The following is a 20,807-nucleotide window of genomic DNA, read 5'->3' on the forward strand; positions in this document are numbered from 1 at the left end:
GTAAATCTTCACAAAAATTGACAAAAGTGTATTTTTGTGATAATTACTTCCACCTAATTAAATCTGAAGTTAGGCGCTCATACCAAAGCAAGCGGGTTTTTTTACTCTGACCGATCGCACTCCACCAAAGATTTTCCTCCGTCAAACCCAGTTTCTGCGCCAGGAGTTTAAATGTAAAGCTTGAAGGCAAGACAAAAACCTTTCTGGACGCACTCTTGAGCTTGAAAACCGGGTTTTTACCCGTTCCGGTTTCTCGCGGCCAGTGCGTCCAGGAGTAAATTAATTAGAGTAGACTTTCCGGTAGTAAGTTTGATATTCCTCGGAAAGCAGGGGTTCCCACCACTCGCGATTGGCTAAGTACCATTCCACAGTTTGTCGCAAACCTTCTTCAACTGTTACTGAGGGAGTCCAACCTAACTCTGTTTTAATTTTGCTGGCATCAATAGCATAACGCCGATCGTGCCCGGCTCTGTCTTTGACAAATGCGATCAATTGTTCGCAAGGACGGGCGGGCAAATCCTCAGCTAATTCGTCCATTAGCTGGCACAGCATTTTTACTAAATCGAGATTTTTTACCTCGTTGTTGCCGCCAACATTGTAGGTTTCCCCAGGTTGGCCGCGGTGGATAACGACATCTAAAGCGCGGCAGTGGTCGAGAACATAGAGCCAATCTCGCACGTTTTGACCGTCGCCGTAAACTGGCAGCGGTTTGCCCAATAGCATATTGATGCACATTAATGGAATGAGCTTTTCTGGGAAGTGATAGGGGCCGTAATTGTTGGAACAGTTGGTGATAATTGTCGGGACGCCGTAGGTGTGGAAATAGGCGCGGGCGAGGTGGTCGCTGCCAGCTTTGGAGGCTGAGTAGGGACTGTTAGGCGAGTAGGCAGTTGTTTCTGTGAAGGCTGGGTCATCGGGGCCGAGACTGCCGTAAACTTCGTCGGTAGAAACGTGGAGAAAGCGCATTTGTGCTTTGAGAGAGGGCTCATCAATTGCTTCAAAATGCTTGCGGAAGGCTTCTAAAAGCGTGAAGGTTCCGACAACGTTTGTTTGAACAAAGGCTGCGGGCCCGATAATTGACCTGTCAACGTGGGATTCTGCGGCAAAGTGGGCAACTGTGGTGATGTTTTCTTCTTTGAGCAAGGTATCGACTAGGCTACGATCGCAAATATCCCCCTGCACAAACCGAAAATTTTCTCCTCCTTCCAAAGTTGCCAGGGTTTGTCTGTTTCCGGCGTAGGTTAAAGCGTCGAGCACGACTACTCGATCGCCCGGATAACTGCTGCACCAGTGATGCACAAAATTCGAGCCGATAAATCCAGCCCCGCCCGTCACCAACAATCGGCGAGGGGCTCGCTCAATGCCTTGATTCCCGCTGTCTGTCATAAAAATAAGAGTTTTTCCAATAACTAAGCCTTTTCAAAAGTAGCCTTAAAAGTAGTTTGTCACCAAGTGTTTGCCAGTCTGTAACTAAATTTTCTACTGTCTCACCTCAGATGTTCTAATTTGGGCGCGATCGCGCATATTGGTTCACAATACTTTAACTTCTTCGGTTCTTTTACTCAAAACGCTTACAGAGCAACCATTGCAGATTTTTAAGCTGGCAATTTTAAATTTGAATTGCGTCAGGCTATAGTTGAGATTTGCGATCGATCCGCGATTTGGAAGGCGCGCAGAGTTGATACATTTGTAAAGAGCTGTTACCATTAATTTTTTAATTATCCTTTACAATCTCCAGAACACCATGAAGAAGTTTCAAGTGTTAGCTGGCATTGCTTCCGTCGTCGCGATCGCAAGCAGCATCGCCATCGGTGACGCCGCATCTGCTTACCCCTGTTCCTACAGCAAATCTGGGGCGACTAAATCAGGTCCTGCGACAACGCTCCTAGGTTCCGGCGGCTCGGAGCGAATGAATCCGTGGAAATCCTACAAAACAGGAGTTCTCGGTTTCCTAGGTTTGGCTGGAGTTTTGGGTGGCGGTGCGGCCTACATGAGCTACCGTGCCGGCAAGCACGCCTCTGCTGCTTGCGCTGCGATGACCGATAATTTTGAAGTTTTTGAAGAGCCGATCGATCCGATCGCAGATGCAGGTGTTTCTGAATACCTGGAAGTTCCGGCGTTGCTCGATTTGGCGGCGGCTGGTGCATCTGCTGACTCAGCAGATGCGGTTGCAGCCGTTCGCGAACACCCAGAAGCTCCAGGCGGCGAGCTGGATTTGCCAGTTTCGCCAGTTGCCGAGTTGAGTTCTGAAATTGCGATCGAACAAGTCCAAAACGCGATCGTCAAATAGTTATTTCAAACCAAAGTATTCGCTCAAAAAACCTCCAATCTTGCAAGATTGGAGGTTTTTTGATGTAAAATTATCTACCCCTACAATTTCCTGTCAGTGCGATCGCGAAGCACTGCAAACAATTGACAAATGAATCGATCGCAAACAATATCATATTCCGGCAAAGCAAAGGAACGCCGAATTAATATCAATTTTAAAAAGTCTTGCTACAATTATCAAATTTTTACCAATTATTATTAAAAATCGCAGATACCCGTCAGGAAACGGCACTGCTGTTTCCCTACTGTATTCGATCCGATTGAAAACTGCTATAAAATTAGATGACTCAAAGCGAGACAGTACGCTGCGGAGGCGATCGCCAGAAATACTCTTCATATCAATCTGAGGGTAGACGGCAAAAGTTTAAATCCCCTGCTACGGTGGGAAATATAGCCCTACAGATTACAACTATAGGTTATGAATGCTTGGCGCGATCGATTCAATCAATTTACAGGTAAAACTCGACTGGCAGTTTGCCGGGTGTTCGTTCACCTAACAGGCGAAGAAGTTGCACCGCTGTTAGGAGTTCTCAACCGCACCGCCAGACAAGCAATTGATGCCGATGGCGACCTAGCAGTTTTAGGAGAAGGTCTTGTAGAAATTTGCAATCACCTGTTGCAGTACGACAGCTACTGGCAAGCAGCAGCCAATGAAGGCGATGTTTTTTGGAATGAAGGCGAAGCCGGCGATTATGTGGATGAACTTTTCACTGATTCAGCCGAGCGCTATCTCAGCGAGCCTCAATACAGCACATCTGTTTACGATAAAAATGCCCCCTTGTCTTTGCCGGTAACTAGAAATGTCGTAGTGATGCTGACAGTTGCTTATGAAGGCGAAATTCCTGCCCTAGAAACTGACCTGGCTGACATCAGCGCGCTGAAAGTCGGTTTAAAAGCAATGATTAATTTAAATTACCAGCACAGGCTCCGAGCTGTGCAAGTTCACTTTTCTCCCGCACAGTTGGGTGACGAACTTACCAACGACCAAGTGTTAGTCAATTTCCCCGAACTCATTCCCCTTTAAAAACTAGAAAAACCCCAACGATCGAAGCGGCGAAGAGAATTCGCTCCGACAAAAACGATGTCCACCCCAAGCGGACGATCGGCAAAGAGGGAAAATAACACAGGTTTGTAGTGAGGAGGGAATTCCTCAAGCTGGGAATAAATAAGAAATCAAGTCCTGACTGCAAGCTGGATTAGCGATAGAATGTAAATCGAGTCGTTGATAATTACCAATTACCTTGATTCAGGACACGCAATTCACAGAACCCGGGCTAGAAGTTGTTTGCTTCTTCCTTTTTCCTTACTAATTACCAATAACTATTTATGATGCTGCGAAAACTGACAATTTATTTAATGGCTTTAACTTTGTTATGGACGGCAACCGCCTGCGGTTCTCCTACCCCACAACCTCCTGCCAATCCTGCTCCAAATAGTAATGTTAACACGGTGCGTCCTGCTGCTGCCAACAATAACTTGGCTCAAGGTCAATATCCCGTACAGCAAGCTACCTACGACGATGCGAATGGTGAATACAGTTTGATGTTGCTGAATACTCCCGCCGGCAGTCCGCCAGTTTACCGCACTACGGATTTGCAAATGGCTCGCTTAACGGATGAAGAAATATCGGCAGGCAAGAAAAGTTATCTAAATGTGAATAACAATCAAGCGGTTTTGCATTTGACAGAAGATTTTAAAATTGAGTACGTTCACAACGTGACTGAAACTGTCAATAACCCTCAAACCGGTCAGCCCCAAACCGTAGTAGTGAGACAGCAATCTGGCTTCTGGGCGCCGTTTGCTGGGGCTATAGCCGGTCAGGCGATCGGCAGTTTGTTATTTAGACCGCAATATTATATGCCGCCAGTCTATCAGCCGGGAATTATGACAGGATATGGCGGCTATGGCAATACTTACAGCCAAGCTGTTAACCAATATCAAACTCGCTACCGAACTCCGCCTCCTGAGGTGAGAAACCGTCAAGTTTTAAGGACTACCGGCCGCCTGCGATCGCCCACATCTAACCAGCCAGTAAGACCCTCAGTACGTCCAAATGCCAATAATAGATCGACCGGTTCGGGTTACGGCGGCAGCACTTTGAGGCGATCGCCCAACTTAACTTCCCCGCAGCAAAGGCGGAGTCCGAGTTTTGGTAGCGGCAGGAGTTCCCGTCAACCGAGCCGGAGTGGCTCTTTCGGGAGTGGCAGAAGGCGCTGAGTTAAAGATTGCAAAAATCAGCAACTGAGATCGGTAAAAGTTGATTTTATATCTCCTCTCGATGCCACGCCGTCGCAGGTATTGAGAGTGAGAACTTTGGAATAGTTGATTTAGCCTTCTCTGTTTCCCCCAGACGAAAAAAATATGTGATTTAATTTCTACATTGGTATGTAGGTGACAATATGTCTTCTTCACAACCCCCGTCAGGGGAAAGAAACCCTCTAGGATTGGATGAATTGATTGCTATCTTGGTTGCCTTCGGCACGATGGGAGCAATTTTATTTTGGGTAACAGGTAAAAATCCCGATCGATTGAATGCCAGAAATTGGCAATTTCCAGCCGTTTTTTCTCAACCTGCTGTTACGCCCGCGAGCCCGGGAATATTAACGCCTGCGCCGCCCAATTCGGATTTGCGATCTCCCGCTACAAGCCTGGTTCCCTCAGAACCGGATGTCGCACCTGTGGCACCTTTAGGGCCGATTTTACCGGCAACTCCTCCGGTGGGGGCGATCGTCGTTGTTCCTCCCAAGCCAATTGTGCGATCGACTCCCGCTCCAGCAATTACCAAACCGAAAGCGGCTAAACCCAAAGTTGGGCCCGTTATATTATCCGATGTTCCAGACAAATATTGGGCGCGTCCGTTCATTGTAGCTTTAGTCGATCGGAAAATCTTTGCTGATTCCACCGACAGCAAATTTCGTCCCGACGAACCGATGACGCGAGCCGAATTAGCGCGATTAATTCAGCGAATGTCCGACGACAAAGAGCCGATCCGAAAACCGATTGATTTTAAAGACGTAAAAGACAAGAGTCCGGTCGCTCCTGCGATCGACCACACTGTCAAAACTGGATATCTTAAAGGATACCCAAACAATGAGTTCCGTCCCGAAAAACAGATTCCGCGTGTCGAAGTAATCGCAGCTTTAGCAAGCGGTTTGAGCCTGAAACCATCAACAAAAGCAACCAAAACTTTACAAGTTTATACAGACAGGGCAAAAGTGCCGAAATGGGCAGTTAACAAAGTAGCATCAGCCACAGAAGCTGGTATTGTTGTCAACCACCCGAAGCGCACACTTTTGCAGCCGAATAGAATAGCAACTCGCGCTGAAGTAGCAGCCATGATTTACCAAGCTATGGCCAAAAAAGGTCAAGTACCTGCTAAGTCTTCTGAGTATGTTGTGAAGCCTTTAAAGTTGTCCAAATAGTATTTTAGGGGCGTTGCTCATAGGCCGCCCCAAAATAACATTTAATCGCTATTGTTTGCAGTCAAGACTCCAGCCCTTACTGCGAAGCAGCTAAATTAATCTTGAAACACCATAATGCTGCCCGAATAGCAAGCTACCCAAACCTGATTAGTTTCCGGATCGTAAGTAATTCCGATCGGACTTGAATTAACATTCACTTTTTGCAGCACTTTCATATCGCTCGTCCTAACTTTGCTAACAGTATTCGAGAAATAGTTGACCACATAAAGTAGTTTTCCATCATCAGAAATCGTCATGCTGCGAGGCGCTTTTCCCGTCCTAACTTTTTTCGCCACTTCACCCGTTTTTAGGTCAATTTTTGCCACATTTCCTTCACCGTTCAAAGTCGCATAAAGATAATTTCCCTTGGGGTCGATCGTCAAATGACGCGGCGCATTGCCAATATTTCTCAGCCATTCTACCGAAAAGTCTATGAGATTCACTTTGGCAATATCGGAAGAACCCATGACGGCAACATAGGCATTTTTTGAGTCGGGAGTGACAACAATACCCCGAGGATATGCACCCAGTTTTACCCGCTCAACTTCGAGATTTGTATTGATATCAACTACGCTCAAATCCCAACTGCACCAATTGCTCGCGAGCGCGAAGCGATTGTCAGGTGAAACAGCATTGAATTTCGGAACTGCACCTACAGGAATTACCTTTTCTATTTTCAAAGTTTGGGTATTGATGCGGTACAGGAAACTTTGGTCGTGTTTTGCCGCTGGAGAACACCTGTCGCTGCCGGGATTCCTAAACCCCGAACCGTACATTTTGTAGTTGGAGACGTAGCCATATTTGCCATCGGTTGAAAAAGCCGCTTCTACGGGAGAGCCTTGATAATTGCCTTTGAATTTAGAAAAGCCGAACTTCGACAAGTTTACTGTATCGGGAATAGTCTTGACTAAATTAAAGTTCCTGTCGTAAACTGTGATTGTGTGGCGGTACATCATGTTTTGAGCAAAAAACAAGCCATCTCCCGAATAAACTATTGATTTGGGCGAGATGTTGCCGTAAATTGTTTTTTTCAAGGTCATTTTTCCTTGAATGTTGTCGGGAGGATTTATTAGCCTTTGGGGTTGTGATTCACTTTCTGGTTTCTCCTCGGGATTTTCTGTTTTAAATGGTGGTAAAAATGGTTCTTGAAATAGAGGTTCTTGAGGCTGATTGTTAGTTGTATCTTCGGATTGGTTTGTGTTTTCTGTTGCGCTAGGAGATGGCGAAGGTCGATCGACATTTGGCGATTGTTTTTCCGCAGCATCAATGCTGGCGCTTTCCGGCTTACCTTTCAGCACTGACAAGGTTTTAGGGCCGACTATTCCGTCTACTTTCAAGTTGTTGTCTGCTTGGAACTTTTTCACAGCAGCCCGGGTAATAGAACCGTAAAATCCTGTAGTCTTACCGCTAAAATATCCTGCTGCTTGCAGAGTTTTCTGGAGTTGGGCTACTTCTGGGCCTGAATCGCCTTTTTTGATGGCGAGTGCGGGATTGACTAAATTTAAAATTGTGAGAGCGAGCGTAAAGAAAAGTAAAGAAGTATAGGCTAAATTCAAGTGCTTTTTTGAGTTGGTCGATCGAGTTTGACCCGCAGCCGTTTCCCAAGTTTCAGCTAAATGTAGGTAGGCCAGTCCGTCCATAGTTTTTACCGGGTATTTTTGGTGCTATGATACACCAGTTAATACCCTTTTAGATTTGAGATTTTAGATTTGAGATTGGGAATGACTGATGCAATATGGGTTTGCAGCTTGCCTGCAGTTGCATTCTTTTTTTAAACTTGTATAACATTGATTAAAAGAAAAATCTTATTATAATCAAACTTAGGGTAAAATATCCGAGCAGCTTTTAGAGCAGTTTTTAAGCGTGCAAGCAAGTAGGAGCGATCGACAATGTGGAGTAGGGAACAAACAACCGCAGAATCAACGACAAAAGAATCCCGCCAGACGGTGCTGGGGGACGGTGACGGGGGACTTTGCCAGCGGGCTTGGGTAGAAATGGATTTAGCAGCTTTAACTCACAATGTAAAAGAGCTTAAAAATCTCTTATCTCCCCACACAGAACTGATGGCAGTTGTGAAAGCGGATGCTTACGGACACGGTGCTGTTGCAGTCAGTCAAATAGCATTGCAAGCAGGTGCTAGTTGGCTGGGAGTGGCAACAATTCCCGAAGGCATAGAATTGCGAGAAGCTGGGATAGAAGCGCCGATTTTGCTGTTAGGGGCAACCCATACAGCGGAACAGGTAAAGGCGATCGCCCAATGGCACTTGCAGCCCACTATTTGTACTGCCAAACAAGCCCTAATTTTTTCGGAAGTTCTCGCCGATCTCAACCAATCTTTGCCAGTTCACGCTAAGTTAGATACGGGAATGTCTCGCTTGGGTACGCCCTGGCAAGAAGCAACAGAATTTGTACAATTAGTCAAGCGCTTGCCCAATTTAAAATTAGCCAGCATATACTCTCACTTGGCGACAGCAGACAGTCCCGATCCCGCAGTTATGATAGAGCAGCACCAGCGGTTTAAACGGGCGATCGAGCAAATTAAAATAGCAGGAATTAACCCCCCTCGCCTGCACTTGGCAAACTCTGCTGCTGCCCTAGCTGACCGCGATTTGCACTACGATTTAGTGCGAGTCGGTTTAGCTACCTACGGTCTTTATCCAGCTCCTCACTTGCAGTCGATCGCCAATTTGAAGCCCGCCATGCAGGTAAAAGCTAGAGTAACGGAGGTAAAAACAATTGAAGCAGGAACCGGCGTCAGTTACGGCTATCAATTTATAGCTCAGCGTCAGACACAAATTGCCGTAATTGGTATCGGCTATGCAGATGGTATTCCGCGCAATCTTTCTAATAAAATGCAGGTTTTAGTCAGGGGTCAATTCGTGCAGCAAGTGGGAGCCGTGACGATGGATCAATTAATGCTGGATGTAACTGATATTCCCGATTTAGAAGTCGGTGAAGTGGTGACTCTATTGGGCAAAAATGGGGGAAATCAAATTACTGCTGACGATTGGGCCGCGACTTTAGGAACTATTTCGTGGGAAATTCTCTGCGGTTTTAAACATCGATTGCCCCGCGTAGCAGTAAACTGTTAACAGTAGTCCGGCAGGGGTTTAAACCCCTGCCTCATCGTTAAAGTGGGTTTAAACTGAGATGTTGCTTCATTGTCAAGAACAGGCAAGATGCCTGTTCCACAACAAGTGCATTTTATTGTGGGTGGGCATCCTGCCCGCCCATATAAGGGTTATTGATAATGGTGCAATATCTCAGTTTAAACCGACTCAAGAGTTTGAGCGAGAAAATTATTGATTTTAGTCTTATTTTAGAGGACTTTAGTTATGAGACAGGAGTTGAAAACCCCTGTCGGACTTTGGGACTAATGCAGAAAACTGAGACTGCGTTTACCAATACCCAAGGCGTCATACTTCGGCTACGCTCAGCACAAGTGACCAATTACCAATCTAAAATTAACATGACAGTTATTCAGACGTTTTTACCAATAGCCCAAACCTTGTATTCCCAGCTAAATGCAGAAAGAACACAAGCCTTGGAAGTAGCCCAAGAATTCTCGAAAAAATTCGTAGAATTGGGGTTTAAAATTGTACCTCAACTGCTGTGGGCGATCGGCATTTTGTTAATTACGCGATTTGCGATCGGCTTTGCTGGCCGCGTGACTCGCCGAGCACTGAGTCGCACCGAAGCCACGCTGCGGAAATTCTTAGTTCAAGCTGCTGAAATTACGATTTTGGTAGTGGGAGTAGTCGCCGCTTTGAGTCAGTTGGGAATTCAAACTACCAGCGTGGTTGCGGTGGTGGGTGCAGCGGGTTTGGCGATCGGTTTGGCGTGGCAAAATACTTTGTCGCACTTTGCTGCTGGGGTAATGTTGATTAGTTTGCGGCCCTTTGAAGTCGGGGATGGGATTGAAGCTGGGGATGTTAAGGGAGTGGTGGACAGCATCGGGATTTTTTCAACAACCGTGGTGACAGACGATCGCATAAAAATTATTGTCCCGAACAATCAGTTGTTTAACGGTACATTGAAAAATACAACGGCAATGGGAACGAGGCGAGTAGACTTGAAAATTGATATTGGCGATCGACCGATCCGTCCAACTGTAGCTGAGTTATTAGAAATTGCCCACTCTCACCCCCTGGTTTTGGAGAATCCGCCCCCAACTTGTTTGGTAGCCGAAATTACTCCAGACACAACTATTTTATCTCTCCGGCCTTGGTGCGCGTCGGTGGCTTACGAACAAGTGCGATCGCAAGTTCAAGAACACGTCAAAGAAGCCATGAATGCCCACAAAAATCAAGAACAATAGATATCAATCTAAAATCTAAAATCCCAAATCTATCCGAGGTATTTCCCATGAGCAAGTGGTATCCGCAGCAAATTTTACAAGAACCCGGTGTCAGGATCACCGCCACCGAGAAACAAACAATTCTCAGCAAATTTCCGCCTCCCGACGAAACCGGTGAAATCTTTGCCGACGGAGTTTTTGAAGGCGGCGGCGTGCGCGGAGTTGCGTTTTTAGGAGCACTCAGATGCTGCAACGATTTGGGCATCCGCTGGCGAAAATTGGCAGGCACTTCTGCAGGTGCAATTACTGCCGCAGTCTTGGCAACCGACTTGTCAATTGATGATTTAGAGGAAATTTTAGGACAGCTCGATTACAGCATATTTTTAACTCAAAAAAACAGTCCTCTAATTTTAAACGGCGACCCCGCCGACGACTTGCAATCTCCTGCTTGGACGCTGCTTTTCCTCACAGTTAGCCGTCAGATGGGAGAATATTCGGCGCAGCCGTTCCGGCAGTGGCTGGAAGCAATGCTCGGTCGAGGTAACTTGCACACTTTTGCAGATGTCAAAAAAATCGTAAAAGACCGGGAATTAAAAGTAGTAATATCCAACCTCAGTCGGGGTGAAATGTTGGTAATCCCCGACGACTTGCGACGGCAGGAATCTGCCGATTCCGATGCTTTATACCAGCAGTTGCGACTCGCAAATCCCGAAGATTTTAGCGTAGCTGAAGCCGTTCGGTTGTCGATGAGTATTCCGCTATTTTTTGAACCGGGAAAACTGGGCGATGACTTAATTGTCGATGGCGGAATTTTGAGCAATTTCCCCCTGTGGATTTATGACAAACAATCCGTCGGTTCGACTCCCGCTATGCCCCGCTGGTTTACTTTTGGGTTTCGATTAGTCGATACCGGAATTGAGACTAAAGTTAAGATTGATACTCCGCTGTCGATGCTGGCGGCGATGTTCAGAACGATGATGAAAGCAAGAGACCGCTATCACCAGCGGGAAATGGATAAAGGCAGGGTGATTAATATTGATGTGACTGAAGCTGGGGTGACGACGACGGATTTTAATCTCGATGCCGATCGCAAGGCTAACCTGTACCGCTTGGGATATTTGTATACTAAGAGGTTCTTTTTGAGTTCCAATTTTAGTTGGGAAAAGCACTTGAAGGCTAGGGGCTTTGGTGAATAGTCTTGATTTCGGGAATTGGGCATCGGGCATCGGGCATTGCGAATAGTTTCTTTTTCTTCCCTCTTACATCCTGTATCCGTCTCAAAATCCCTGTTGTGCCCTTCTTCCTTCCATACAGCGTCAGGGATTGAGGATTTTTTGAATTTAGGGGTTGCCAAAGGCTAGATGTGTGTGCTACGATTAGTTGCTGTCATCTGGAGAGGTGGCTGAGTGGTCGAAAGCGGCAGATTGCTAATCTGTTAAGGGTGTTATCATCCTTCGGGGGTTCGAATCCCCCCCTCTCCGTTCTATTTAATATTTGATCGATTGAGGGTTTGAGATTCGTCATATCAATTTCAGTTACACTGGAAGGATATAGAGGACACGGCAGTGCGCTTGGACTACCCGGATTAATTGTAGGGACACGGCACTCGCGGTGTCTCGGCTATTAGTAATATTAATTCCGATGCTACCGGATTTGATATCATCCCCTTGAATTTTTGGTTTTTATTTCATATCGAATTCTTCCATGTTTCGATTTCTTTGCTATCTAAATGTCACCAACGATCGATCGCGCCTTGAATAGATTCCCTAGCGCTGGCAAGTCCCTCTTCGCGGGCTTCAGGGTGTTTATGCAAACTATGAGCGTAAATAAAGCTCATGTCAGTAATCCCCATAAAGCCAAAAACAGTCCTTAAATAAGGTTCGAGGTGATTGAGTGTCGCATCGGGAGTCCCAGATTGATAATTACCTCCTTGAGAGGCAATTACTAAGACTTTCTTGTCTTGCAAGAGTCCTTGGAAATTATTTCCATCCATCACAACGGTGCGACCGATCCGCACAATCTGATCGATGTATGCTTTGAGAGTGGATGGAACCGTGAAGTTGAAAATCGGTGTGGCAATCAAATAGCGATCGGCTGCAATCAATTCATCCACTAACTCATCCGATATGCGGATGGTATCTGCTAGTTCAGGCGTATGCTCGAGGGATGGTGAGAATGCAGCAGCAATCCATGTTTCGGTGACGTGGGGAACAGAATGATGTCCGAGATCGCGATAAGTCACTGTATCGTTGGGATAAACCGCCATCCATTTGTCAATAAACTCTTGTCCAAGCGTCCGTGAGATCGATCGATTCCCGCGCGGACTTGCATCAATTTGAAGAAGATGTGCCATGTGATTTAAGCTCTTTTTTTCATTAGTAAAAACTTGCTGTATATCTGACGATAATTTCACTGATATCAACATAGTCAGGTTGGCAGATCGCAAATAAGATCGAGCGGGCGATCGCATTCGCCCGAATGCACAATCTGCGGAATTCTGGCATTGCCACATCTTGCGGTTTCACGATCGGGCAATGTCCTCGGCTGGCGCATTGAGCGTAGCCATGTCGATTACCAAACGATAGCGTACATCTCCTCGCTCCAGCCGTTCAAAACCCTCGTTGATATCCTCCGCCGCAATGATTTCGACATCGGCTGCGAGGTTGTGCTGGCTACAGAAGTCCAGCATCTCCTGCGTTTCCAGCGTCCCTCCCACACCTGAACTTGCTAACCGCCGCCGTCCGATCGTCAGAAAGACGGGGCTAAAATCCAAGTCCTTGGGAATGCCCAAACAACATAGCGTACCGTCGAGTTTGAGCGATCGCAGATAGGGGTCGAGCGGATGGCGAGATGAAACGGTATCAAGAATAAAATCGAAGCGGGATGCTTGACTTGCCATTTGCGCCTTGTCGGTGGACAGGATTGCCTCATCTGCTCCCAGCGCCTTCGCATCGTCCAGCTTTCCTGGAGTCGTGGTGAATACGACGACATGAGCGCCCAGCGCGCGAGCAAATTTCACCGCCATGTGTCCGAGTCCACCCAACCCGACAATCCCAACTGTTTTACCCGGCCCTACTTCCCAGTGGCGTAGTGGCGACCAGGTTGTTACGCCCGCGCACAGCAGCGGTGCAACGCTTGCCGGATCGAGACCAGCGGGAAGGTGATAGGCAAAATGGGTATCGACGACATATTCGTTCGAGTAGCCTCCGCGCGTGATACTGCGGTCGTGCCTATCAATGCCGTCATAGGTTGTTGTCACCCCTTCGAGGCAATATTGTTCTAACTGTCGCTTGCACGATGAGCAGTGACCGCAGGAATCGACGATCGTACCCACTACTACAGCATCGCCGATTTGGAATTTTGTGACATTCGCGCCGATCGCCGTGACTTCGCCTACCATCTCGTGACCTGGAACCAAAGGAAAACGGCTATTCCCTCGAATTGCGTGCAGATCGCTGTGGCATACGCCGCAAAACTGAATTTTGACGGCGATGTCATTGGGTCGCAATTCGCGGCGCTGGAATGCCCAGGGAACGAGGGGTTCGCCTCGGCTTAAAGCGGCAAGTCCGTAACCGGGACGCATCGATCTATTCTGTTCAATAGAGGTGTTTCCTAGCATTTGCTTTTTCTTTTTGGCGATTTATGTGTGGTGCTTTAGTAAGGGCTGGCTGTTGGTCTGACGATGATTTCGCTGATATCAACATCATCGGGTCGATCGATCGCAAATAAAATCGTAGCTTGCGGGGCCCGACGCCATCGGGCGATCGCAGCCCTGCCTCACAATTCAGCCGCGAGTATTATCGTATGTTCGGTGCGCCACTAATCAGAGATATTGAACGTTTACGCATAGCATGAGAGTAAGACGATAGTTCCATAACTTAATTAGGACTTAGAGGATGTTTTAAAAGTCCGGTCAGGTATAATTTAGCCGTGATGATTGGGCTTAACTGAGACGATAAATCAAGGTTTGGACCCATACTTAGATGCTTCTTTGTGCCAACTATGAGGTCAAACGACCCTTTTAAAACATCCTCTTAGGCATAAACTCTATCTGTAGGGCGAAGCATACCGCACCTTACCTCTAACAATAGTGTTGCAAAGCAGTTTTTGCGTCCAGAACTGTCTAATTCAGTGCCTTCATTGCTTCGACAACTTGCCGCGATATAAAAGGCAAAATCTCTTCATTCTTGCTATTCTCTTTCCCTTCTGTAAATACAACCAACAAATACGGCCGCAAGCCCGATATTTCAATATAAGCAGCATCGTGACGAACTTGACTTGTCAGTCCCGCTTTTGACCACAATTTTGCTGATTCTGGCAATCCCCCGCCTAAAAAACCTGTAACTTGATTTTCGGGATCTGCCTCTAATTCTGCTGGGTCTAAACTGCGTTTCATTAAACCCATCATTTCTTGCGATGCTTGGGCAGAAACAGCTACGCCGCCGATTATAGTGTGCAGCAAACGCGCCGCTGCATTTGTGGTCAGCATATTTCTATTTTCCATTAATTCTCCCAGAACTGCTCGCTCGCGACCGTAGGGGCCGTCACACCAGGTTTTCTGATTGACGTTAATATTTTCTAATTCCGGCCAATCCAATGATTGAAAGTAACGGTTGACGATGTTTCGCTGCTGTTTCCAAGTTTCAAAGGGGCCTGGTGATAATTCTGGGCCGCTGGTGGTGCCGGTGAGCGCGTCTACTACTAAACTGGTGGCGTCGTTGCTGGAATCAACTATCATATCTCGGACGGCGCGTTCTAATTCTGGCGATGTTTGAATCATGCCTTTTTGCGCCCATTCCCAGATGGCAACGAGGTAGAATAATTTGACGATGCTGGCTGGATAAATTCGTTCGGAAGCTCTAGCGCTAAAACCTCGCGGTTGATACTTCCAAAATTCTTCTGCACTCAGGGCGCCGCCTGTATTGACTCGCACCGGCGGATCGTAGACTATCCAGGTAATGGCTATACGATCGCCACTTAATCCTGTAAATTCTGACAATGCGGAGTCTATAATGCTACTGCCGAGGGTTTCTAATTGTTCGTCTTTGTGAAAAAATGTCATGGTTAATGGCTGACGGTTAACGGTTAACGGCTAGCAGCTAATGGCAATCTATCGTTAAATGCGAACAATTAACAGCAAACAATGAGCAATTAGCAATGGCCAATTATCAATTATCTGATGTTCAGGAGTACCGGGCGCGATCGCACATAAATATTTACGATTCCACAAAGTGCGATCGATTGGCAACTCAAGCAGCGCTGGGGCGACATTTGCGAGTAGTTGACCCCCCCCAGCTTAGGTCAGGGGGGAGAAATGACATAGACTCGGTTGTTGAGGGGGATACAACGGCTGTGATGGTGCGGCTGTGCGAAGATGATTATCCGGGATGGCTGGATATTCGAGATGTTGAGTTGCTCGATCCGACAGAAACAGTGTATCATCCTCTGGTGCTTTCTGAGGCCCAAATCAAGGAAAAATTACCAAGAGTAATTACTTTCGCTCGTGAGGCTATGCACCAATCCAATTATTATCTTTGGGGCGGTACAGTCGGGCCCAATTATGATTGTTCGGGCTTGATGCAAGCGGCTTTTGTGGCCGCAGGCATCTGGTTGCCGAGGGATGCTTATCAGCAGGAAGCTTTTACTAAACCTATTAGTGTCACTGCTTTAGAACCGGGGAATTTAGTATTTTTTGGTACGCCCGAAAAAGCAACTCACGTAGGATTATATCTGGGAGATAATCGCTACATTCACAGTTCGGGACAAGCACAAGGTCGCAACGGTATCGGTATCGATGTTTTGTCGGAGGATGGCGATCGAGTCAGTCAAGCTTATTACCAGCAATTGCGGGGATATGGTAAAGTTGTGGCAAGTTATCAACCTAGTTAGTTGTTAACAAATGACAAATGACGAATGATCGATGACTAATGATTACTGATGTTATTTAACAAAGAAATGGACGCTGCATTATTTTTGGAAAAATTGGCTGCACAGCAGGCTGACGCGGAGGTTGTTCTCGACGTTTCAGTGGTGGTGCCGGTGTATAATGAGGTGGAAAGTTTGCCTCATTTGATTGAGGCGATCGCCTCTTCTATCCAACCATCTGGACTCAGCTATCAAATTATTTGTGTAGATGACGGTTCTAAGGACGGTTCTGCTGAACTTCTCCAGCAGTTAGCCAGCACTCGCGATGACCTTTGTGCTGTAATTTTGCGCCGCAATTACGGGCAAACTGCTGCCATGTCGGCAGGTTTCGATCGCGCTCGCGGTCGTGCTATTGTTACCTTAGACGGCGATTTGCAAAATGACCCGGCTGATATTCCGCTATTGTTGGCAAAGTTAGATGAAGGCTACGATTTAGTTAGCGGCTGGCGGAAAAATAGGCAGGATAATACTATTAGTCGGTTGATTCCTTCTAAAATTGCGAACTGGTTAATTGGTCGCGTTACAGGCGTAACTTTGCACGACTACGGCTGTTCTTTGAAAGCTTATAAATCCGAGTTGGTAGCAGACTTGAATCTCTACGGGGAGTTGCACCGATTTTTGCCGGCTTTGGCGTTTATTGAAGGGGCTAGAATTGCAGAAATGCCGGTGCGGCATCACGCCCGCCGTTTCGGTCAAAGTAAGTACGGAATTTGGCGGACTTTTCGGGTGTTGATGGATTTGTTAACTATTTCTTTTATGAAAAAGTTCCTGACTCGACCGATGCACGTTTTTGGACTTTTGGGACTGAGTTCTATGACGTTGGGAACGGTTTTAGGGATTTATTTGACTTTCCTGAAATTGGCTTTTGGTCAAAGTATTGGCAATCGTCCTTTGCTGATTTTGGCTGTGGTTTTGCTGTTAACTGGCGTGCAGTTATTTTGTTTTGGTTTGCTGGCGGAAGTGATGATGCGGACTTATCACGAGTCGCAAGGAAAACCTATTTATCGGGTGCGCGAGGTATTTGGTTCTAAATAATGGGTTGATACCAATTATACTCGGCGATAAAAAGAGGAAAAGTTTTGAGTTGTAAGTTAAATAATTTAAAACTCAAAACTCAAAACTACTTCCTAATCTTCAATTCTCCCATCTAAAATCTAAAATCTAAAATCTAAAATTGATTGACTTTTTGTGCTTGTCGGAGAGATGTAATAGTTGCGATCGCGTGTTGGGAAACTGCATCTATTTCTGCTTCGGTATTGAACCGGCCAATGCCAAACCGAATTGAAGCATAAGCTAATTTGTCCGATCGCCCGATCGCTGCTAAAACATGAGATGGAGATATTTTCGCCGAAGTGCAAGCAGAACCCGAAGAAACTGCCGCCGCCGGTTGCAAACCCAACATCAACGCTTGACCGTCAACCCCGGCTACACTAATATTGAGATTCCCCGGCAATCTCTTCGTAGCGTGACCGTTGAGAAAAACCTCGCCCAATTCACTCAAGTTTTCCCACAAACGCTGCCGCAAATTAACCACTCGTTCGGTTTCCGACTGCATTTCTGCAATTGCCAATTCTACTGCTTTGGCAAACCCAACTATTTGCGGTGGGTAGAGAGTTCCCGATCGCATTCCCCGTTCGTGGCCTCCTCCGTGCATTTGTGGCGCTAGCTGCACTCTCGGTTTGTTGCGGCGGACGTAGAGAGCACCGATCCCTTTTGGCCCGTAGATTTTGTGGGCTGTCAAGGACATTAGATCGATATTCATCTCCTCTACGTCGAGGGGAATTTTGCCGATCGCCTGTGCCGCATCTGTGTGAAAAAGAATGTCATTTCCGCGACAAATTGCTGCAATTTCTGCGATCGGCTGGATGACACCAATTTCGTTGTTAGCCGTCATCACTGAAACTAAAATTGTCTCGGCCCGAATCGCTTTGATCAAATCGCCTATATCAATCAGCCCGTCGCTTTTCACCGGTAAAACAGTAATGTCAAACCCCAATTTTTGCAAATAGGTACAGGGGTCGAGAATTGCATTGTGTTCGGTTTTTACTGTGATAATGTGCTTTCCTTTACTGAAATAAGCTTCGGCGATGCCTTTGATCGCTAAGTTATTTGCTTCGCTTGCACCGCTGGTAAAAACAATTTCTTCTGGAGAAGCATTGATCGCTTCTGCTATGATTTGTCGTGACTGTTTTACCGCTGCTTCTGCTTCCCAGCCGTAGACGTGGTTGATACTGGCTGCGTTGCCGAATTGTTCGGTGAAATACGGCAGCATCGCATCAAGTACCCGTCGATCTACGGGGGTTGTGGCGTGATTGTCGAGGTATATAGGACGTGCGGACATAGTGCAGTTTTGGTTGAAAAAAGTGTTAGGTTTATTGTAGACGAGCCCCTTGTTCTACTACAAAACTTTATAATTAACAAATATTTGTGAAAATTTATGCGAGCTGACATTCAGGGATTAGAAATTACTGTTGGTGAGCTCAAGCACCTCACAGGCGTCGGGCCCGATCGCGTATACCGGCCGCCGACAGCGACTAAGTTTGCCCGCGAAGCTTTGAAAACAGTCGGTTTAATTGTTTTGGTTCTCATCAGTTGTTGGCTGCTAGTTGCGATATTTCCTAGAGCTTATTTGTTGTGGTTCGCCCTCCACTTCGCTGCGATCGTCGGTTTAATCTTTGAGGATGCGTGGAAAATTCAGTGCAGCCGGCAAAACCAACATTTAATCAATCTTTTTGATGATGTCGATCGCTATAATGGTATAATCGAAGCGATCGCCATTAACGATCGGATAGAAGATGCTGGCAATGCGGAAGTCAAAATCGGCGATAGAGCAAAAGTTATTGAAGCCTTGCAGCTAATCAGAGACGATTTAGTTCGAGCTTTGAAAACCGAGAGAATTCTCAGGGAAAACAAAAAATTTGTCGATACTAACTCCGAATTGTTTGCCAATAATTTGAGAACTTTGAATGCCCTGCAAATTAGCGATCGAGCCAGCGAACAAGGACGATTGCTCAACGAAGCTTTGCAGGTAGCCGTGGGAGTTCAAGCAGAAATGAAAAAGTTGCAAGACCGAAACGCTGCTAATTAAAAAAAAAGGAAAATATTAGTAGGATGCGCCGAGGCGCACCTTATTTTGTAGCAACGCGCACCTTAATGAACCGATCGAACTCAAACACATTTTAAAAATTAGGAGTTATGACAATAGTTAAAAAAATATCATAACTATTGTAAATTTTTACCTGTTACGTAACAGGTAAGGATATCTTGGAAAAGTGATGTTAACAACCAGGTCATTATGTCTTCTGTTAAACCCAAGATTATAGTTCTCGACGACGATCCGACTGGTTCTCAAACCGTGCACAGTTGCTTGCTGCTGACACGTTGGGACGAAGACACCCTGCGTTTGGGGCTGCGGGACAAGTGCCCGATTTTCTTCATACTGACAAATACTCGATCGCTAACTCCCGAAAAAGCAGCCTCCGTCACCCGCGAAGTGTGCCAAAATCTAAAAAGGGCGATCGCCAGCGAAAAAATCGAAGACTTCCTAATAGTTAGCCGTTCCGATTCTACCCTGCGCGGTCACTATCCCATCGAAACCGACGCGATCGCCGAAGAACTCGGCCCCTTCGACGCCCATTTTCTAATTCCCGCCTTTTTTGAAGGAGGGAGAATTACCCGCCACAGCGTGCACTACCTAATAGTTAACAGCGTCCCGACACCAGTACACGAAACCGAATTTGCCAAAGATTCAGTCTTCGGGTACAGTCACAGTTACCTGCCAGACTATGTAGAAGAAAAAACCAAAGGTCGCATCCCCGCTGATGCAGTCGATCGCATTTTACTCGGAGACATTCGCTACGGAAGTTTAGATCGACTGATGGACATGACAGACAACCAATGTGCGGTTGTTGACGGCCAAAGCCAAGGCGATTTAGACACATTTGCCAAACATATTCTCAATGCAGTCAGTCAAGGCAAAAAGTTTTTATTCCGCAGCGCGGCGAGTATTTTAACATCCTTAGCTGACCTCGGCCCGCAGCCAGTAGCAGCCGACGAAATGGTAAAATATGTGAGGGATGGCAAACCGGGTGCAGTAATAGTTGGTTCCCACGTTAAGAAAACTACGGAACAATTGGAGCGCTTGTTAAAAGAACCCAATATAGTTAGCATTGAAATAGATGTATCTCACTTGTTAGAAGATTCACCCGAGTATCGCACCCAAATGCTCGATGAAATTCTCGAAAAAGCCCGCACTGCTCATGCCGATGGTAAAACGCCTGTAATTTATACCAGCCGCAAGGAACTCGAATTTGAAAATGCGGAAGTCAGATTAAAATTTGGAGAGGCGGTTTCTGCTTTATTGATGGATATCGTGCGGGGACTGCCGGCAGATATCGGGTTTTTGATTAGCAAGGGCGGCATTACTTCTAATGATGTTTTGAGTACAGGTTTGTCGCTGAAAAGTGTCAGGCAAATCGGTCAAATTATCGCAGGTTGTTCGGTGGTGAAAACCGAGGCTAATCATCCTCTGTTTCCCAATTTGCCAGTTGTTTTGTTTCCGGGAAATGTGGGGGATAGCCATGCTTTGGCTACGGTTTACAAGCGGCTGAGCAAGTAGTATAGCTCGTTGAATTGCAGATTAACCCAGATGAATTTAGCTTATAGTCAGGGATGAGAATGTTCATCTGCGGTTGGTCGATTGGTTTCAAAGCTCGATCGAACTTTATGGCAATTGCCACTGCACGGCAACTTCAAAAAAAATCTCTAGCCTACTTTTTCCTTGCCTAAATCACCAT

The 20,807-nt window shown here is 46.4% G+C and carries 20 protein-coding genes and 1 tRNA gene; 14 read left to right on the forward strand and 7 right to left on the reverse strand.

The features are described 5' to 3' along the window. Window positions 1–279: 279 nt before the first annotated feature. Window positions 280–1,386 carry a dTDP-glucose 4,6-dehydratase gene (gene rfbB, locus E5S67_RS01050; RefSeq protein WP_172184617.1) on the reverse strand — a complete coding sequence of 369 codons (1,107 nt, stop codon included), beginning with the start codon at window positions 1,384–1,386 and terminating at the stop codon, window positions 280–282. 358 nt (window positions 1,387–1,744) lie between these two features. Here rfbB and E5S67_RS01055 point away from each other — a divergent pair, with 358 nt between their 5' ends. The 6 genes from E5S67_RS01055 to E5S67_RS01080 all read left to right on the forward strand — a co-directional run bounded on the left by E5S67_RS01055 (window position 1,745) and on the right by E5S67_RS01080 (window position 5,750). Then, a complete protein-coding gene (locus E5S67_RS01055; RefSeq protein WP_172184619.1) occupies window positions 1,745–2,290 on the forward strand; it encodes a hypothetical protein in 546 nt (181 codons plus the stop codon). A gap of 320 nt (window positions 2,291–2,610) precedes the next feature. Then, window positions 2,611–2,787: a hypothetical protein gene (locus E5S67_RS32145; protein ID WP_216670113.1), complete on the forward strand. Its 177-nt coding sequence runs from the start codon at window positions 2,611–2,613 to the stop codon at window positions 2,785–2,787. Beyond that, on the forward strand, window positions 2,747–3,352 hold the full coding sequence (locus E5S67_RS01065) for a DUF1517 domain-containing protein (RefSeq protein WP_172184623.1): 606 nt from the start codon (window positions 2,747–2,749) through the stop codon (window positions 3,350–3,352). Before E5S67_RS32145 ends, E5S67_RS01065 begins: the two co-directional genes overlap by 41 nt. Window positions 3,353–3,654: 302 nt before the next feature. Then, window positions 3,655–4,545 (forward strand): hypothetical protein, encoded by an 891-nt coding sequence (locus E5S67_RS01070; RefSeq protein WP_246276570.1) that lies wholly within the window; start codon window positions 3,655–3,657, stop codon window positions 4,543–4,545. Between the two features lie 24 nt (window positions 4,546–4,569). Beyond that, window positions 4,570–4,650, forward strand: coding sequence for a hypothetical protein (locus E5S67_RS34645; RefSeq protein ID WP_172184665.1), 81 nt, complete (start codon window positions 4,570–4,572; stop codon window positions 4,648–4,650). A gap of 77 nt (window positions 4,651–4,727) precedes the next feature. Continuing rightward, entirely contained in the window at window positions 4,728–5,750 is a 1,023-nt protein-coding gene (locus E5S67_RS01080) for an S-layer homology domain-containing protein (protein WP_172184625.1), read from the forward strand. Window positions 5,751–5,845: 95 nt separating this feature from the next. On the opposite strand, the gene E5S67_RS01085 is transcribed toward E5S67_RS01080, so the two are convergent. Continuing rightward, on the reverse strand, window positions 5,846–7,429 hold the full coding sequence (locus E5S67_RS01085; protein ID WP_172184627.1) for a peptidoglycan-binding protein: 1,584 nt from the start codon (window positions 7,427–7,429) through the stop codon (window positions 5,846–5,848). Between the two features lie 249 nt (window positions 7,430–7,678). Here E5S67_RS01085 and alr point away from each other — a divergent pair, with 249 nt between their 5' ends. The 4 genes from alr to E5S67_RS01105 all read left to right on the forward strand — a co-directional run bounded on the left by alr (window position 7,679) and on the right by E5S67_RS01105 (window position 11,567). Continuing rightward, window positions 7,679–8,881 (forward strand): alanine racemase, encoded by a 1,203-nt coding sequence (gene alr, locus E5S67_RS01090; protein WP_172184629.1) that lies wholly within the window; start codon window positions 7,679–7,681, stop codon window positions 8,879–8,881. Window positions 8,882–9,258: 377 nt separating this feature from the next. Continuing rightward, window positions 9,259–10,107, forward strand: a complete 849-nt coding sequence (locus tag E5S67_RS01095) for a mechanosensitive ion channel family protein (protein WP_172184667.1) — start codon at window positions 9,259–9,261, stop codon at window positions 10,105–10,107. 47 nt (window positions 10,108–10,154) lie between these two features. Then, a complete protein-coding gene (locus tag E5S67_RS01100; protein WP_172184630.1) occupies window positions 10,155–11,282 on the forward strand; it encodes a patatin-like phospholipase family protein in 1,128 nt (375 codons plus the stop codon). 196 nt (window positions 11,283–11,478) lie between these two features. Then, window positions 11,479–11,567: transfer RNA gene (locus tag E5S67_RS01105), tRNA-Ser, on the forward strand. Window positions 11,568–11,818: 251 nt separating this feature from the next. Here E5S67_RS01105 and E5S67_RS01110 read toward each other — a convergent pair. The 4 genes from E5S67_RS01110 to E5S67_RS01125 form a co-directional block, all read right to left on the reverse strand. Beyond that, entirely contained in the window at window positions 11,819–12,439 is a 621-nt protein-coding gene (locus tag E5S67_RS01110) for an FMN-dependent NADH-azoreductase (RefSeq protein WP_172184632.1), read from the reverse strand. 22 nt (window positions 12,440–12,461) lie between these two features. Beyond that, the gene (locus tag E5S67_RS01115; RefSeq protein WP_216670114.1) at window positions 12,462–12,611 is read right to left on the reverse strand and encodes a hypothetical protein; all 150 of its coding nucleotides are present in this window, start codon (window positions 12,609–12,611) and stop codon (window positions 12,462–12,464) included. Then, window positions 12,608–13,705, reverse strand: a complete 1,098-nt coding sequence (locus E5S67_RS01120; protein WP_172184634.1) for an NAD(P)-dependent alcohol dehydrogenase — start codon at window positions 13,703–13,705, stop codon at window positions 12,608–12,610. Before E5S67_RS01120 ends, E5S67_RS01115 begins: the two co-directional genes overlap by 4 nt. A 504-nt stretch (window positions 13,706–14,209) precedes the next feature. Then, window positions 14,210–15,148, reverse strand: coding sequence for a serine hydrolase (locus E5S67_RS01125; RefSeq protein ID WP_172184636.1), 939 nt, complete (start codon window positions 15,146–15,148; stop codon window positions 14,210–14,212). A gap of 95 nt (window positions 15,149–15,243) precedes the next feature. On the opposite strand from E5S67_RS01125, the gene E5S67_RS01130 reads away from it, so the two are divergent. Together E5S67_RS01130 and E5S67_RS01135 are read left to right on the forward strand one after the other, a co-directional pair. Beyond that, a complete protein-coding gene (locus tag E5S67_RS01130; protein WP_172184637.1) occupies window positions 15,244–15,975 on the forward strand; it encodes a C40 family peptidase in 732 nt (243 codons plus the stop codon). A 48-nt stretch (window positions 15,976–16,023) separates the two neighbouring features. Beyond that, window positions 16,024–17,046: a glycosyltransferase family 2 protein gene (locus E5S67_RS01135; RefSeq protein ID WP_425487371.1), complete on the forward strand. Its 1,023-nt coding sequence runs from the start codon at window positions 16,024–16,026 to the stop codon at window positions 17,044–17,046. A gap of 133 nt (window positions 17,047–17,179) precedes the next feature. Here the strand turns inward: E5S67_RS01135 and E5S67_RS01140 are convergent, their stop codons facing one another. Next, window positions 17,180–18,352 (reverse strand): IscS subfamily cysteine desulfurase, encoded by a 1,173-nt coding sequence (locus tag E5S67_RS01140; RefSeq protein WP_172184639.1) that lies wholly within the window; start codon window positions 18,350–18,352, stop codon window positions 17,180–17,182. Between the two features lie 96 nt (window positions 18,353–18,448). Between E5S67_RS01140 and E5S67_RS01145 the strand changes: the two genes are divergently transcribed. Together E5S67_RS01145 and E5S67_RS01150 are read left to right on the forward strand one after the other, a co-directional pair. Beyond that, window positions 18,449–19,099: a hypothetical protein gene (locus E5S67_RS01145; protein WP_172184640.1), complete on the forward strand. Its 651-nt coding sequence runs from the start codon at window positions 18,449–18,451 to the stop codon at window positions 19,097–19,099. 207 nt (window positions 19,100–19,306) lie between these two features. Beyond that, window positions 19,307–20,629, forward strand: a complete 1,323-nt coding sequence (locus E5S67_RS01150) for a four-carbon acid sugar kinase family protein (RefSeq protein ID WP_172184641.1) — start codon at window positions 19,307–19,309, stop codon at window positions 20,627–20,629. Window positions 20,630–20,807 lie beyond the last annotated feature (178 nt).

The sequence above is a fragment of the Microcoleus asticus IPMA8 genome (assembly GCF_013179805.1).
Lineage (GTDB): Bacteria > Cyanobacteriota > Cyanobacteriia > Cyanobacteriales > Microcoleaceae > Microcoleus > Microcoleus asticus.